This is a genomic window from Rhodobacter aestuarii (assembly GCF_900156655.1).
In the GTDB taxonomy this organism is placed as follows: Bacteria; Pseudomonadota; Alphaproteobacteria; order Rhodobacterales; family Rhodobacteraceae; genus Rhodobacter; species Rhodobacter aestuarii.
The window spans coordinates 306,097-320,730 of record NZ_FTOG01000002.1 but is presented as its reverse complement, the minus strand read 5'-3'; the positions used below and the strand labels follow the sequence as shown (position 1 = coordinate 320,730).

The following is a 14,634-nucleotide window of genomic DNA, read 5'->3' as shown; positions in this document are numbered from 1 at the left end:
TTTAGCGCTTGCGCCGTTCGGTTTCGAACACAATCGAGAATTTGGAGGGGCCGATCTTCACCCCCTCTTGCAGCCCGTCCAAAAGCACGGCGGTGCGCTGACCGCTTTGGTCGGTGATGGTCCAGCGCTTGAGCGCGACCGGATTGGCAGAAAAGACCATGCGGATCGTGCCGTATTCAGGGTGTTCCGGGTCTTGGGCGACCACGACGGTATCGCCATCTTCCTCGGTATGGCCAATCACCATACGCGCCTGCCCAAGGTTCACTTTCGCGGCCAAGATCAGGTTCAGGGGCGTGCGCTTGAGCGGATATTGCTCGGCCACTTGGTTCGACTTCGGGTCAAAAATCGCCACTTGGCCGCCAGATGCCAGAACCAGAAGGTCATTTTCGGCATATTCGAACCGCATCCGACCGGGGCGCTGAATATAAAGCATGCCCTTCGCGCGCGTCCCATCTGCGTTGATCTGGGTAAAGGCTGTCTCAGCGGTTTTGATCCCGTTGAGATAACCAGAAATCACCGACAAGGGCAGTTTCTCCGCCAGCGCAGGCGCGGCGAGAGCAAGGACAAAAACGGGCGCAAGGGCGAGACGCAATAGGTTCATGAGGCAAATCTAGCGGAACGTGCGGGAATAAAAAGCCCCGCATGATCACGTCATGCGGGGCGCTCATCACTTTCAAGCGGGCAGGCGCTTTATTGCTCGGGCACCAGAATCTCGCGTTTGCCGACATGGTTGGCCGGGGTCACAACGCCTTGATCTTCCATTTGCTCCACAAGACGCGCCGCCTTGTTGTAGCCAATGCCCAATTTACGCTGGATGTAAGAGGTGGAGCATTTGCGATCTTTGATCACAATCGCCACCGCTTGGTCATAAAGCGCATCTTCGCCATCGGTGTTGCCACCAAGGCCCAGCACCGCATCAATATCGGATGCCACCTCGTCATCGGGTCCTTCAACCACACCCGACATATATTCCGGCGGGCCAAAGCTCTTGAGGTGGCTGACGATCTCTTCCACCTCTTCATCGCTCACAAATGGGCCGTGAATACGGGTGATCCGCGAACCGGCGCCCATATAAAGCATGTCGCCCATGCCCAGAAGCTGCTCGGCACCCATTTCGCCCAAGATCGTTCGGCTGTCGATTTTCGAGGTCACTTGGAACGAGATCCGGGTCGGGAAGTTTGCCTTGATCGTGCCGGTGATCACATCGACCGAAGGCCGCTGCGTTGCCATGATCAGGTGAATGCCCGAGGCCCGTGCCATCTGCGCCAAGCGTTGGATGCAGGCCTCAATCTCCTTGCCCGCCACCATCATCAGGTCCGCCATCTCATCAACGATGACCACGATATAGGGGAAGGGCTGGGGCAGGAATTCTTCGGTCTCAAAGACCGGTTCGCCGCTATCCTCGTCAAAGCCTGTTTGCACGGTGCGCTTGAACATCTCGCCACGCGCCATCGCCTCGCGGACGCGGCCATTGTAGCCCTCAATGTTACGCACGCCCATTTTGGACATTTTGCGATAGCGCTCTTCCATCTCGCCCACGACCCATTTGAGCGCGACGACCGCTTTTTTCGGGTCGGTCACAACGGGGGAGAGCAGATGCGGAATGCCGTCATAAACGGAAAGTTCCAGCATCTTCGGGTCGATCATGATGAGCCGGCATTCCTCGGGGGAAAGCTTGTAAAGCAGGCTCAGGATCATCGTGTTGATCGCGACCGATTTGCCCGAGCCGGTGGTGCCCGCAATAAGCAAGTGGGGCATTTTCGCTAGGTTCGCCACCACGGCTTCCCCGGCGATGTCTTTGCCAAGGGCCAGCGGCAGGCGCATGTTGCTATCGCCAAAATCGCGCGCGGACAGGATTTCGCGCAGCACCACCTTTTCGCGATGCGCGTTCGGCAATTCAATGCCGATCACCGAGCGTCCGGGCACGGTCGAAACGCGCGCCGAAAGCGCCGACATCGACCGGGCGATGTCATCGGCAAGGCCAATCACGCGGCTCGCTTTCAGCCCCGGCGCGGGTTCAAGTTCATACATGGTGACAACGGGGCCGGGGCGGACCGAGACAATCTCCCCCTTTACACCGTAATCATCGAGCACGCTTTCAAGCATGCGGGCGTTTTCTTCCAACGCTTCATCCGAAAGCTGGTGGCGCTGGATCGTGTTGGGGTTGGTCAACAGGCTGAGCGGCGGCGTTTCATAGGCCGGGGTCTCGGGCGTTTCAAACCGCAGCGTCGGTTGTGCCTCTGCCAAAGCTTGTTTGGAGGGCGCGGGCGGTTTGCGCGGCGGCGCGACCACGCGCCGTTCGGGGGCAGGGGGGACCACCGCGCGGTTCAGCACCGGGCGCAGCTTGGGCACCACAGGTTCGGGCATTGGCGGAATGTCATCCTCGTCCATATCGGCAAAGACATTGCGCATGTCCGGGCCAAGATCGTCGAGCGCTTCATCGGCGGTTTCAAAGGCTTCGACAGCGGCGGCCCAGCTGTCTTCATCCACCTCAACCGTCGGTTCAAAGCTGAAGTCGGTCTCGTCATAAGCCTCCGCCTCGGGGGCGGCAAAGGCCATCGGTTCGGGCGCGGGAACAACCGGGGCAGGGGCCGCGCCGGGCATAAAGCGGGGGCGCGCTTGCAAAGGCGGTTCCGCGCGCAGAAGGGGGGCAGGTGCGGGCTTCGGGCCGCGCGCAAGGCGCGCGGAGACGGCGGCCAGAACCGAGGCCGGGGTCGTGGGCGCAGGCGGCGGCGCGGGCTCCTCCATCACCGGGTCTTCCCAGGTGGGTTCGGGCGCTTGCAGCATGGGTTCGGCGCGCAAGATCGGCTCTGCCGGGGCCTGCGCGGCGCTGCGGGTTTTCACCGCTTGCTGGATGCGGGCCTTGATCCGATCTTCGGGCGGGGCCTCGGCGGGAATATCCCAAGCCTGCATCGGCTCCACGAGCTCCGGCTCGGGGGTATAATCGCTATAGCCAAAGTCCATTTCCGGCTCGGGCGCACGGCGCACGCGCGAGGCAAAGGCCGGTTGCGCGGCGCTTGCAGGGGCGGCTTGTGCCATCTCCCAAGCTTGCTGGGCCTGCCATGCGGCCTCTTGCGCGGCGCGTTCGGCTGCGGCAGCTTTGCGGGCGCGTTGCGCTTCGGCGGCCCCTTGCGCCATACGCACAGAGGCGGTTGCCCCCCGTCCAGCGGCGCGCAGCGCCATGTCGTAAAGCATCACCATGCCCAGCATCAAGAACCGCGCGGCGGCACGCAATTCAGCACGGTCAAACCCGGTGGCAAAGAGCCCCGCGGCCAAAGCCGCACAAGCCATCACCACCGTCATCAGCTTGAGCCCAATCGAGCCCGAGATCGGCGAAAGGCCCAAAAGAGAGCCTGCGATCATATCGCCGAAATTGCCGCCAAGCCCGTAAGCCTGCTGCCAGCCCTCGCCCGGCACCAAAAGCGCGGCGTAAACGGCGGCGACGGCAATCGCGATCGGCAAAAACACCATCCGCGCCATCGCGCGTTCGGCGCCACGATGCAGCAAATGGCGCAGCCCCCAGATCACAAAACCAATGGGCAATAGCCAAGCGCCCCGGCCCACAATCACGATGAGCGGCGAGGCGATCCCGGCCCCAAACCGGCCTAGCCAGTTTTGCACCGGGGCATCTGAAACCGCCATCCAGCTTGGGTCTTCGGGCGCGTAAGACACGAGCATCATTGCCACCAGAACGCCCAAAAGCACAAACCCGCCGCCCAACAATTCGCGCCCGCGGCGTTCCAGCACCGCTTGCGTGTCTTGGTCCAGAAGCGGGTCGCGTTGCCTTGCCTGATAAGATGCCATGCCGAACCGTCCTTACTTGTGCAAGCAGTCGCGCAGCTTGATCAGCCCGCGCTGCGTTTCTTCTCTTGGGGCGACAAGGGCCACCCGAATGTAATTTTTGCCGGGGTTTTGCCCGTTCACTTCCCGCGCGAGATAGGCACCGGGCAGCACGCGCACCCCGGTTTCGCGCCAGATTTTGAGCGCCGCGGCCTCGCCATCATCAACCGGCAGCCACAGGAAAAAGCCGCCATCGGGCAGCCGGAAGCTGTTCACGCCCGAGAAAATCTCCGCCACATCAGCGTATTTCTGCATGTAAAGGGCGCGGTTTTCTTCCACATGGGTTTCATCGGCCCAAACGCGTTCCGAGACGCGCTGAATCGGTTGCGGCAGCGGAGAGCCGGAATAGGCGCGCAACTGACGGATTTCTTTGATGTTGCTCGGGCCAGAGGCACAAAAGCCCGACCGCAGACCGGGCAGGTTCGAGCGTTTTGAAAGCGAATGGAACACCACTACGCGCTCGGGGTCGGCCCCGGTGTCTTGCACCACTTCCAACATGCCAGGCGGCGGCGCAATGCGCCAAATTTCCGAATAGCATTCATCCGAGAAGATCTTGAAATCATGCTTTTCGGCCAAGGCCAAAAGCCGGGCGAGGTAATCGCGCGGGGCGACCGCGCCTTGCGGGTTGCCGGGGGTGCAAAGGTAGGCAATCGCCGTGCGGTCCAGCACCTCGGCGGGCAGGCTCTCAAAATCGGGCAAGAAGCCGTTTTCCTCGGTCACTGGCACGAAAACGGCCTCGGCCCCCACGGTCGCGGCGGCAATCGCATAGACTTGGTAAAACGGGTTCGGGATCAGCACCACCGGGCGCTTGCCGTTCTTGACCTCGGGGCACAGCGCGACAGCGGCGTTAAAAAGCCCCTCGCGCGTGCCATTGAGCGCCATGATCCGGTCTTCCGACACCTGCGCCTTAAAACGCCGTGCGAGCCAGCCGGAAATGGTGCTTAGCAGTTCAGGGGTGCCGTCATTTGCGGGATATTTGCCAAACTCTGCCAAATTCGCCGCCAGCACCTCGCCCACGAAGGGGGGCATCGGGTGACGCGGTTCGCCGATTGACATGGCAATAGGTTCGCCGCCGGGTGCATGCGCATCCAACAGCCGCCGCAAACGCGGAAATGCGTATTCGGGCAGGTTCGCAAACCGCTCGGGATAGTCCATCTGTGCCTCATTTTCGGGGTCGTTGCGCCCCGTTTGCGATTAAAACTACTCAAGCGCGGCGGCTGCGTCCACCAAAAGCACACTCTTAGAGGGAGTGCCGTGCCTGATCTGTGACTTTTCAGCCAAGCGCGGCTTCAACCGCCATGCCCAGACGCAGCAATGCCTCTTCCCGCATCGGCTTGCCCATCAGCGACAGCCCGCACATCGGCTCACCCGTTGGCAGCGTCAACGCGCAAAGGCCGAAGATATTGGCAAGGCGGGTGTTGCGCAGCGCAAGCAGGTTTTCGGTTTCAAAATACGCGGCATCGGTCAAAAGCCGCAAGGCATCGGGCGGCAAGATCGGCGCGGTGGGCACCAGCACCGCATCATACCCGGCAGTGGCGGCATAAAATTCCGCGCGATAGCGGGCCAGATCATCCCAGCCCTTCACATACACAGCCGCGCTGACCTGCGCGCCGCCCCGGAAGCGTTGCAAAATTAGCGGATACATTTTCTCGGGCGCGGCTTCGATGGTGTCGTGCCACAGCCCATAGGCCTCGGGCGCGAATAGAAGGCCGGAAAGGTCCATCGCCGGGCCAACCATTGGCAGCGCCATATGCTCGACCGTCGCGCCTGCGCGCGCAAGTTTGGCCACGGCACTTTCAAAGCCCCGTGCTGGGGCCTCCCGGATACTGTCAAAGGGTAGGCCATCCAGCACCAAAAGCCGCGCACCATCGAGCGTTGCCCCGCGCAAATCGGGGGCCTTGCTGCCTTCCAAAGCGGCGAGCACCAAAGCGCAATCTTCCACCGTGCGGGCCAGCGGACCGACCGTGTCAAACCGCTTGCACAGCGGCACCACCCCGCGGGTGGAGACCCGCCCGTGTGTGGTTTTAAGCCCGACAATATCGTTCCATGCCGCCGGAATGCGCACCGAGCCGCCGGTGTCAGACCCTACCGCCGCCGCCGCCAGCCCCAGCTTGACCGAGACCGCCGCGCCCGAGCTAGATCCCCCCGGGGCCAAGCCGCGCGTCACCGCATTGGGGGGCGTGGCGGTGTTGGGGTTTAGCCCAAGGCCGGAAAAGGCCAGTTCGGTCATATGCGTTTTGCCCAAACAAACCGTGCCCGCCAGTGAGGCTTGGCGCAGCACCTCGGCATCTTCGTCGGGCACGCGCCCGGCCAGCAAAAGCGAGCCTGCCTCTGTCACCGTGCCGGCACTGTCAAACAGGTCTTTCCAGCTGAGCGCCACGCCATCCAGCGGGCCGCGCCCCAAGCCGTCCAAAAGCCGTGTGCGCGCGGCCATGGCCTCAAACCGCGCGCGATCCGCGGTCAACCTTGCGTAGACATCGTGGCGGGGTTCGGCTGCCTCCAGATAGGATTCCGCCAATTCGACCGGGTCCAGCCGCCCCTCGGCCATCGCCTGTCCTTGTGCTGCCGCCGACCAGAACCGCTCTAGCATTCCCGCCTCCTCGCCCACAGGGTGTATTCTTCGCAAGCTAGCCCTCGCTTGGGCAATGGACAATCCCGCAGCACGCGCCATATTGGGCGCATGACACAGGATTCCGACGTTCTTATCGCTGGTGGCGGCCTAAATGGCCCCGCGCTTGCCTTGGCCCTTGCGCAAGCGGGGCTGAGCGTGACCGTGATTGACGCGGCGCCCGCAACGCGCCGCGCCGAGGATGCATTCGATGGCCGCGCCTATGCGCTGGCACTTGGCTCGCAAAAGCTGCTGACCGCGCTTGGCCTTTGGCCCGCGGTCGCCGCCAAAGCGCAGCCGATCAATGATGTGAAAGCCTTTGACGGTCGCCCCGGCGAGGGGGTGGCCCCGTTCTTTTTGCATTTCGACAGCCGCGAACTGGATCAAAAGCCCGTCGGCTACATGCTCGAAGATCGGTTTCTCTATCGCGCTTTGATGGCGGCAGTGGAAGCCAATCCGCAGATCACGCTGATCTCCGAAACCTCGGTTGTAGCGCAAGAAGAACTGCCCGGCGGCATTAAGGCGACGCTTTCTGATGGTCGCAGCCTGACGGGCAAGCTTTTGGTGGGAGCCGATGGGCGGCGTTCTGGCGTGGCCGAGCGTGCGGGCATCACCCGCGAGGGTTGGGGCTATGGCCAAACCGCGCTTGTGGCTGCGATTGAACATGAAAAGCCGCATGAAGGCATTGCCTATCAGATGTTCATGACCTCGGGTCCGCTGGCGATCTTGCCGCTGATGGGCAATCGCTCTTCGATTGTCTGGAGCGAGCGGGATGAAAACGCCGCCGTGGTGCAAAAGCTTGATGACGCGGATTTCATGGCGCTTGTTCGCCCGCGCTTTGGTGATTTTCTGGGCGAAATTCGGCTCGCCGGGCCGCGCTTTAGCTATCCGCTCAATCTGACGCTTGCGAAAGCCTATGTCGCGCCGCGCGTCGCGCTGATCGGCGATGCTGCGCATGGGGTGCACCCGATCGCGGGGCAGGGGCTCAACCTTGGCCTGCGCGATGTCGCTGCTTTGGCAGAAGTGGTGATTGAGGCGCTGCGCCGGGGCGAAGACTACGGCACGACCTTCGTGCTCGACCGGTATCAAACTTGGCGGCGGTTTGACTCCACCGCGATGGCTTTGGGCATGGATGCGGTGAACCAGCTTTTTTCGAATGATAACCCGGTCCTTCGCGCGGGGCGCGATTTGGGCATGGGGATCGTTCAAGCAATTGGCCCGCTGCGGCGCGGCTTCATGCGACAAGCCGCAGGGATTGCTGGTCCCTTGCCCAAACTGATGCAGGGTCGCCCGGTCTAATCGTTACTTCAGCCGCCGCGCCTCATCGGCGAGCAAAATCGGAATGCCGCCGCGGATCGGATAAGCGAGCCCGGCGGCTTTTGACACCAATTCCTGCCGCTCGGCATCATAGCGCAGGGTGGTTTGCGTGAACGGGCACACCAGCGCCTCCAGCATCCGCCGATCAAACCCACCGCGCTGCGATTCTGGCACGACGGCGGGCAGGTTTTCGGCCTCTGCCTCGCTCATTGCTTGCGCTCGTCGCCGCCACCGTGGAGCACAAATTCCAACAGCGTGATCAGCGTTTCGCGCCGCGTGGTCAGGCTTGGGGCCTCAAGCAAGGCTTGCTTGTCTTCGGGTTCGAGCGGCAAGAGCATCGAAAGCGAGTTGATCAGCAACTCATCTTCCGCATCTTTTAGCGCTTCCCAATCGGTGTCCAACCCTTGCGCATGGAAATAACGCGCGAGCGTTTCCAAGAAGGTTTCGCGGTCAAATTCCGGGTCATGTTCTGTCATGCCCAGATCGCGCTCAAAATGCGCCCAACTCACTTCGGCGCGCCGATAGGGGGTGAATCCCTCAATCTCTTTGCCAAGGCGAAAGCGCGAAACGCCTGAAAGCGTGATCATATAGCGACCATCTTCAGTTTCCGAAAAACCGGTGAGCCGCCCGGCGCAGCCAATTACGGAAAGCCGCTCTTCGCCGTCGCGCCCCTTGCAAGGTTGGATCATGCCAATCAGCCGTTGCGGCGTTTTCAGGCAATCTTCCACCATCTGCAAATAGCGCGGCTCAAAGATATGCAGCGGCAACCGCCCCCGAGGCAGCAAAAGCGCCCCGGGCAACGGGAACAGCGGGATCTGGTCTGGCAGGTCACTGGGCTTGATCATAAGCATCAAATAGCCCGCCTCTCGCCTCAGGCAAATATCATCGACGAGAGCCGACGGCGCCCTTTGGCAACAATCGGATCGGTCGGTTTAAGCGCGTCAAAAATGGTGAAAAGCTGCGTTTTCGCGGCGGCCTCGTTCCATTCGCGGTCACGCCGGAAAAGCTCCAACAATTGCTCGACCGCTTCTTCTACCTGACCCGCCGCATGAAGCGCGGTGGCATAGTCAAACCGGGCCTGATGATCGTCGGGGTTGGCCTCAATCTTGGCTTTCAGATCATCAAGCGGGCCAGCTTCAGCGGCTTGTTTGGCAAGCGCGAGTTGCGCGCGCGCGGCTTCAACCGGGGCGGCGGTGGCAATTTTTTCAGGCGTCGCGGCAAGCAGTTGCTCGGCTTGATCCAAATTGCCGGTGGCCAGATGCGCCCGCACCAGCCCGCCATAGGCTTCCGCGTTTTCCGGCTCTTCACCCAAGATTGCGGCGAAGGTCTCGGCAGCATCAACGGCCGCGCCTTGGGCCAACATTTCCTCGGCGGCGGCAATCGCTTCACCAAGCCCGCCATCTCCCGCAAGTGCGGCGAGTTTTTCAACGAACGCCTTCACCTGCGAAGCGGGCACCGCGCCTTGGAACATATCCACCGGGCGGCCTTCAAAGAACGCCACAACGGTGGGGATAGATTGCAAAGGCAGGCCCTGTTGCGCCAAAGCTTGGGCGAGGCGTTGGTTGTCATCAACGTTGATCTTGGCCATCAGCACTTTGCCCTTGGCGGCATTCACCGCCTCTTCAAGCATCGGGCCAAGCTGTTTGCACGGGCCGCACCAAGGCGCCCAAAAGTCAACAATCACCGGGGTCGCCATCGAGGCATCGACAACCTCGGCCATGAAATTCGCCTCGGTGACGTCTTTCACATAGCTTTGCGCTGGGGTGGTTTCGGTTCCGAACATGGAAATCCTCTTTCGCGGTCTTTGCCCCTATATGCGGTGCCACTTGCACCACGCCAAGGGGCCATATCTCAAAGATCGAATGTGGCGAAGACGGGCGCGTGATCCGAGGGCTGTTCCCAACCCCGCACCGCGCGCAGAATGCGGCTGGAATGCGCGGCGCTCGCAATATCGGGCGTGGCCCAAAGATGGTCGAGACGGCGTCCCTTATCGGCCCCATCCCAATCGGGTGAGCGATAAGACCACCACGAATAAAGCCGCCCCTCGGGGATGTCTTTGCGGGTGACATCGACCCAATCGCCCGCTGCTTGCACCTGCGTGAGATGCTCCACCTCAATCGGCGTATGCGACACGATCTTCAAAAGCGCCTTGTGGTTCCACACGTCATCTTCGCGCGGGGCGATGTTCAAATCCCCCACGAGGATCGACTTTTGCGGTTTGGCGGCCATGAAATCATCGCGCATATGGGTCAGGAAATCGAGCTTTTGGCCAAATTTCACGTTTTGCTCTCGGTCGGGCACATCGCCGCCTGCGGGCACGTAGAAATTGTGGATCGTCACCCCGTTTTCGAGCTGCCCGGCAATGTGGCGGGCGTGGCCGAGGTTGGCGTAATCTTCTGCCGCGGCCTCTTCCATCGGCAGTTTCGACAAGATCGCAACGCCGTTATAGCCCTTTTGCCCACGTGCCACCATGTAGCGGTAGCCCAAGGCTTCAAAGGCCGCGAAGGGGATCTTTTCGACCGGGCTTTTGCATTCTTGCAGGCATAAAACGTCGGGGGCTTCCTCGGTCATCAAGCGGCACACCAGCGCCTCGCGCAGGCGGACCGAGTTGATGTTCCAAGTGGCGAGGGTGAAGGTCATGCGTCTCTCCTTTGGGCGCGCGAGAATGGCCCGGCATGGCCAAAAGGGCAAGGGCGGGGCTTACTCTTCCCAGCCCGAGATCGACTTCACCTCACAAAATTCTTCAATCCCCCAGCGTCCGCCTTCGCGCGCACGGCCCGAGGCGCGCACTCCGCCAAAGGGTGCCCCGGCGCCACGGCTTTGCCCGTTCATCTCTACCATGCCCGCGCGCAGGGCCCGCGCCAGCCGATTGCGCCGTGTGCCATCTTGCGATTGCACGTAATTCGTCAGCCCATAGGGCGTGGCATTCGCGATGGCGACGGCCTCTTCTTCGCTGTCAAAGGGCATGATCGAGAGCACAGGGCCAAAGATTTCTTCGTTCATAAGGGTCATCTCTGGCGTGCAATCGGCAAAGACCGTGGGGCGGATGTAAAACCCCTTGTTCAGCCCTTCGGGGCGGCCAAGCCCGCCCGCCACAAGCCGGGCACCTTCTTTGATCCCGGTTTCGATCAGGCTTTGGATTTTCTCAAATTGCGCTTCATTCACCACCGGGCCGATATGGCGGCCCGCCTCATGCGCCGAGCCAACACGGGTTTGTGCGGCGACTTCGGTGGCAATGTCCACCGCGCGGTCATAGGCGGCGCGCTCCACCAGCATCCGCGTTGGCGCGTTGCAGCTTTGGCCGGAGTTTTGGAAGCAATGCCGAACCCCGCGCGCGACCGCCTTTTCATCGGCATCGGCAAAGATCAGGTTCGCGCCCTTGCCGCCCAGTTCAAGACAGACGCGCTTCAATGTCTCTGCCGCCGCTTTGGAAATCGCGCGCCCCGCACGGGTGGAGCCGGTGAAGGAGATCATTTCCACATCTGCATGCGTGGAAAGCTGCGTGCCCACGCCCAAACCATCGCCGTTCACAAGGTTGAACACACCGGGGGGCACGCCCGCCTCATGCACAAGTTCCGCGAACAAAAGCGCGGAAAGCGGCGCCTCTTCCGAGGGTTTGAGCACCATCGTGCAGCCCGCAAGCAGCGCCGGGATCACCTTGAGCGTGATCTGGTTCATTGGCCAGTTCCAAGGGGTGATCAGGCCCACCACGCCCACCGGTTCATAAGCGATCATCGCGCCGGAGGTGCCATCGCCCAAGGGGTGCACCCACTCAAAAGCTTTGGCGGCGGTGATGAAGTTGGTGATATGCCACGTGCCCGCCTCAACCTGAGAGGCCAGCGCCATATCAATTGGTGCACCCATCTCAAGGCTGATCGCGCGGGCCATTTCCTCCGCGCGGGCTTGGTAGAGGGTAAGGAGCCGTTCCACAAAGGCCAGCCGCTCCGCCGGGGGCGTGGCGGCCCACCCCGGCCCGGCCTTGCGCGCGGCGGCCACGGCGGCATCGGTATCGGCCTGATCTCCCAGAGAAATGATCGCGCAGGGTTCTTCGGTCGAGGGGTCGATCACGAAATGGTCGCGCGGCATGGCGGGGGCGACCCAATGGCCGCCAATGTAGAACTCGCGTTTTTCGATCATGGCTCCCTCCCTGATCGGGCCAGCGTGACAGGGCACAGAGTGCAACACAAGCCATCACTGTCAGGGGTGCTTTGCACAATGTTTGCGCTATCTGGTAACAAGACCTTACCAGTCATGCGCTTTCTGCATTGCGGCAATTCCGGATCGCCGTTTGTGCGCGCGCCTGCAAAGCACTAGGTTAGCGTTATCGGGAGGAAAACTTTAAACCAACGAGGCTCACATGACCTTCGCCGCTTCCCTAGCTCTGCCCCGGCGCCTGACGCTGGAACCCATCGCCCGCAAGATCGAACAATTCCGCGCGGCCCGTGCAAAGCACAGCAAATATCTTGCGCTGCTCGACGAGTTGCAAAACATGAGCAACCGTGACTGGGACGATATCGGTCTGTCGCGTTTGAACGCGCATGAAATTGCCCGTCAAACCGTCTACGGCCGCTAAGAAAAGCTGAAGCTCTAACGCAACAGCCCCCGCCGATAGCGGGGGCTGCGCTCATTTTTAGGCTTGGTCAGATCAGCCCTCGGGCTGCTCTTCCTTTTTCTCGGCCACGATCTCTTCGCCGGTCTCTTGGTCGACCATCTTCATGCCAAGGCGCACCTTGCCACGATCGTCGAAGCCCAGCAGCTTGACCCAAACTTCTTGGCCTTCTTTCAGCGCTTCGTTCGGGTGGTTCAGGCGTTTGCCAGCGATTTGGCTGACGTGCACCAGACCATCGCGCTTGCCGAAGAAATTCACGAAGGCGCCGAAATCGACGAGCTTCACGACTTTGCCGCGGTAGATTTTGCCTTCTTCCGGCTCAGCCACGATCGAATAGATCATGTCATAGGCCTTCTTGATGGCTTCGGCATTGGCCGAGGCGATCTTGATGATGCCGTCGTCATTGATGTCGACTTTGGCGCCCGACACTTCAACGATCTCGCGGATCACTTTGCCGCCCGAGCCGATCACTTCACGGATCTTGTCGGTCGGGATCTGCATCGTTTCAATGCGCGGGGCATGGGCCGAGAATTCTTGACGGCCAGCCGAAAGGGCTTTGCTCATCTCGCCAAGGATGTGCATCCGGCCATCTTTCGCCTGCGCAAGCGCCTGCTCCATGATCGCCGGGGTGATGCCCGCAACCTTGATGTCCATTTGCAGCGAAGTGATACCGGCTTCGGTGCCCGCCACTTTGAAGTCCATGTCGCCAAGGTGGTCTTCGTCACCCAAGATGTCGGTGAGCACGGCCCATTTGCCGTCATCTTCCAAGATCAGGCCCATCGCCACGCCAGCCACCGGGGCTTTGAGCGGCACGCCCGCATCCATCATCGAGAGCGACCCGCCGCAGACCGAAGCCATCGACGAGGAGCCGTTCGACTCGGTGATTTCCGACACCACGCGGATCGTGTAGGGGAAGTCGGTCGCTGCGGGCAGAACCGCTTGCAGCGCACGCCACGCCAGTTTGCCGTGGCCGATTTCACGACGGCCGGGCGAGCCCACACGGCCCACTTCGCCAACCGAGTAGGGCGGGAAGTTGTAGTGCAGCAGGAAGTTCGAGCGGTAGTTGCCGTTCAGCGCGTCGATGATTTGTTCGTCATCGCCGGTGCCGAGCGTGGTGACCACAAGGCCTTGGGTCTCGCCACGGGTGAACAGCGCCGAGCCGTGGGTGCGCGGCAGCATGCCGACTTCCGCCACGATCGGGCGCACGGTTTTGGTGTCGCGGCCGTCGATACGGGCGCCACCATTGATGATGTCACCGCGCAGGATGCCCGATTCCAGCTTTTTGATCGCCGAGCCGAGGTTGATGTCGGCCAGATCGTCTTCCGACAGTTTCGACTTGATCGTGTCGACCGCCGCCGAAATCGCGTTCGAGCGCTCTTGTTTGTCTTTGATCGCAAAAGCGGCGCGCATTTCGGCTTCGCCAGCTTCTTTCACCTTCGCATAGAGATCCGAGTAATCGGGCGGGGTGAAGTCGAAGGGCTCTTTCGCGGCGTCTTCGGCGAGCGAGATGATCAGGTCGATCACCGGTTGCATCGCGTCATGGCCGAATTTCACGGCGCCGAGCATTTCTTCTTCGGTCAGCTCATAAGCTTCCGATTCCACCATCATCACGGCGTCTTTGGTGCCGGCGATGACAAGGTCAAGGCGTTGCTCGGGGTTGTCGCGCAGCTTGGTCATGTCGTCCATGGCCGGGTTCAGCACGTATTCGCCGTTCACAAAGCCCACGCGCGCGGCGCCGATCGGCCCCATGAAGGGAACGCCCGAGATGGTGAGCGCGGCGGAAGCGGCGATCATCGCCACAACGTCGGGGTCGTTCACGAGGTCGCACGACAGAACCGTGGCCATCACCAGCACTTCATGTTTGAAGCCCGGCACGAACAGCGGACGGCACGGACGGTCGATCAGGCGCGAGGTCAGCGTTTCCTTTTCGGAAGGACGCGCTTCACGCTTGAAGAAGCCGCCGGGGATTTTGCCCGCGGCATAGTATTTCTCTTGGTAGTGCACGGTCAGCGGGAAGAAATCCTGCCCCGGCTTCGCCTCTTTGGCGAAGGTCACGTTGGCCATGACCGAGGTCTCGCCCAAAGTGGCGATCACCGAGCCATCGGCCTGACGGGCAACCTTGCCCGTTTCCAGAGTGAGCGTTTCTTCGCCCCACTGGATCGATTTTTTCGTAACGTTGAACATCAGCGTATCCTGTCTGGGAGCACGCATGGGCCCGTCCCATGTCTCCCGGCATATGGCGGCCCCATTGCCGCCGCCC

The 14,634-nt window shown here is 61.5% G+C and carries 12 protein-coding genes; 2 read left to right on the top strand and 10 right to left on the bottom strand.

The window, feature by feature from the left end:
• Position 1: 1 nt before the first annotated feature.
• The 4 genes from BW967_RS04705 to BW967_RS04690 form a co-directional block, all read right to left on the bottom strand.
• Entirely contained in the window at positions 2–601 is a 600-nt protein-coding gene (locus tag BW967_RS04705) for a LolA family protein (protein WP_076483885.1), read from the bottom strand.
• A gap of 89 nt (positions 602–690) precedes the next feature.
• Positions 691–3,804 carry a DNA translocase FtsK gene (locus tag BW967_RS04700; RefSeq protein ID WP_076483884.1) on the bottom strand — a complete coding sequence of 1,038 codons (3,114 nt, stop codon included), beginning with the start codon at positions 3,802–3,804 and terminating at the stop codon, positions 691–693.
• A 12-nt stretch (positions 3,805–3,816) separates the two neighbouring features.
• A complete protein-coding gene (locus BW967_RS04695) occupies positions 3,817–4,995 on the bottom strand; it encodes an aminotransferase class I/II-fold pyridoxal phosphate-dependent enzyme (RefSeq protein WP_076483883.1) in 1,179 nt (392 codons plus the stop codon).
• Between the two features lie 118 nt (positions 4,996–5,113).
• The gene (locus tag BW967_RS04690) at positions 5,114–6,430 is read right to left on the bottom strand and encodes an amidase (RefSeq protein ID WP_076483882.1); all 1,317 of its coding nucleotides are present in this window, start codon (positions 6,428–6,430) and stop codon (positions 5,114–5,116) included.
• A 90-nt stretch (positions 6,431–6,520) separates the two neighbouring features.
• Between BW967_RS04690 and BW967_RS04685 the strand changes: the two genes are divergently transcribed.
• Positions 6,521–7,747: a UbiH/UbiF/VisC/COQ6 family ubiquinone biosynthesis hydroxylase gene (locus tag BW967_RS04685; protein ID WP_076484016.1), complete on the top strand. Its 1,227-nt coding sequence runs from the start codon at positions 6,521–6,523 to the stop codon at positions 7,745–7,747.
• 3 nt (positions 7,748–7,750) lie between these two features.
• Here BW967_RS04685 and BW967_RS04680 read toward each other — a convergent pair whose 3' ends face one another.
• The 5 genes from BW967_RS04680 to BW967_RS04660 form a co-directional block, all read right to left on the bottom strand.
• Entirely contained in the window at positions 7,751–7,903 is a 153-nt protein-coding gene (locus BW967_RS04680) for a Trm112 family protein (RefSeq protein WP_245826447.1), read from the bottom strand.
• A 68-nt stretch (positions 7,904–7,971) separates the two neighbouring features.
• Positions 7,972–8,610, bottom strand: a complete 639-nt coding sequence (locus tag BW967_RS04675) for an LON peptidase substrate-binding domain-containing protein (protein ID WP_076484015.1) — start codon at positions 8,608–8,610, stop codon at positions 7,972–7,974.
• Positions 8,611–8,636: 26 nt separating this feature from the next.
• A complete protein-coding gene (locus BW967_RS04670) occupies positions 8,637–9,548 on the bottom strand; it encodes a thioredoxin family protein (RefSeq protein ID WP_076483880.1) in 912 nt (303 codons plus the stop codon).
• Positions 9,549–9,616: 68 nt separating this feature from the next.
• The gene (locus tag BW967_RS04665; RefSeq protein ID WP_076483879.1) at positions 9,617–10,405 is read right to left on the bottom strand and encodes an exodeoxyribonuclease III; all 789 of its coding nucleotides are present in this window, start codon (positions 10,403–10,405) and stop codon (positions 9,617–9,619) included.
• Positions 10,406–10,465: 60 nt separating this feature from the next.
• A complete protein-coding gene (locus BW967_RS04660) occupies positions 10,466–11,902 on the bottom strand; it encodes an aldehyde dehydrogenase family protein (protein ID WP_076483878.1) in 1,437 nt (478 codons plus the stop codon).
• Between the two features lie 220 nt (positions 11,903–12,122).
• Between BW967_RS04660 and BW967_RS04655 the strand changes: the two genes are divergently transcribed.
• A complete protein-coding gene (locus tag BW967_RS04655) occupies positions 12,123–12,338 on the top strand; it encodes a DUF1127 domain-containing protein (RefSeq protein WP_076483877.1) in 216 nt (71 codons plus the stop codon).
• A gap of 72 nt (positions 12,339–12,410) precedes the next feature.
• On the opposite strand, the gene pnp is transcribed toward BW967_RS04655, so the two are convergent.
• Positions 12,411–14,558 (bottom strand): polyribonucleotide nucleotidyltransferase, encoded by a 2,148-nt coding sequence (gene pnp, locus BW967_RS04650; RefSeq protein WP_076483876.1) that lies wholly within the window; start codon positions 14,556–14,558, stop codon positions 12,411–12,413.
• Between the last annotated feature and the right edge of the window lie 76 nt (positions 14,559–14,634).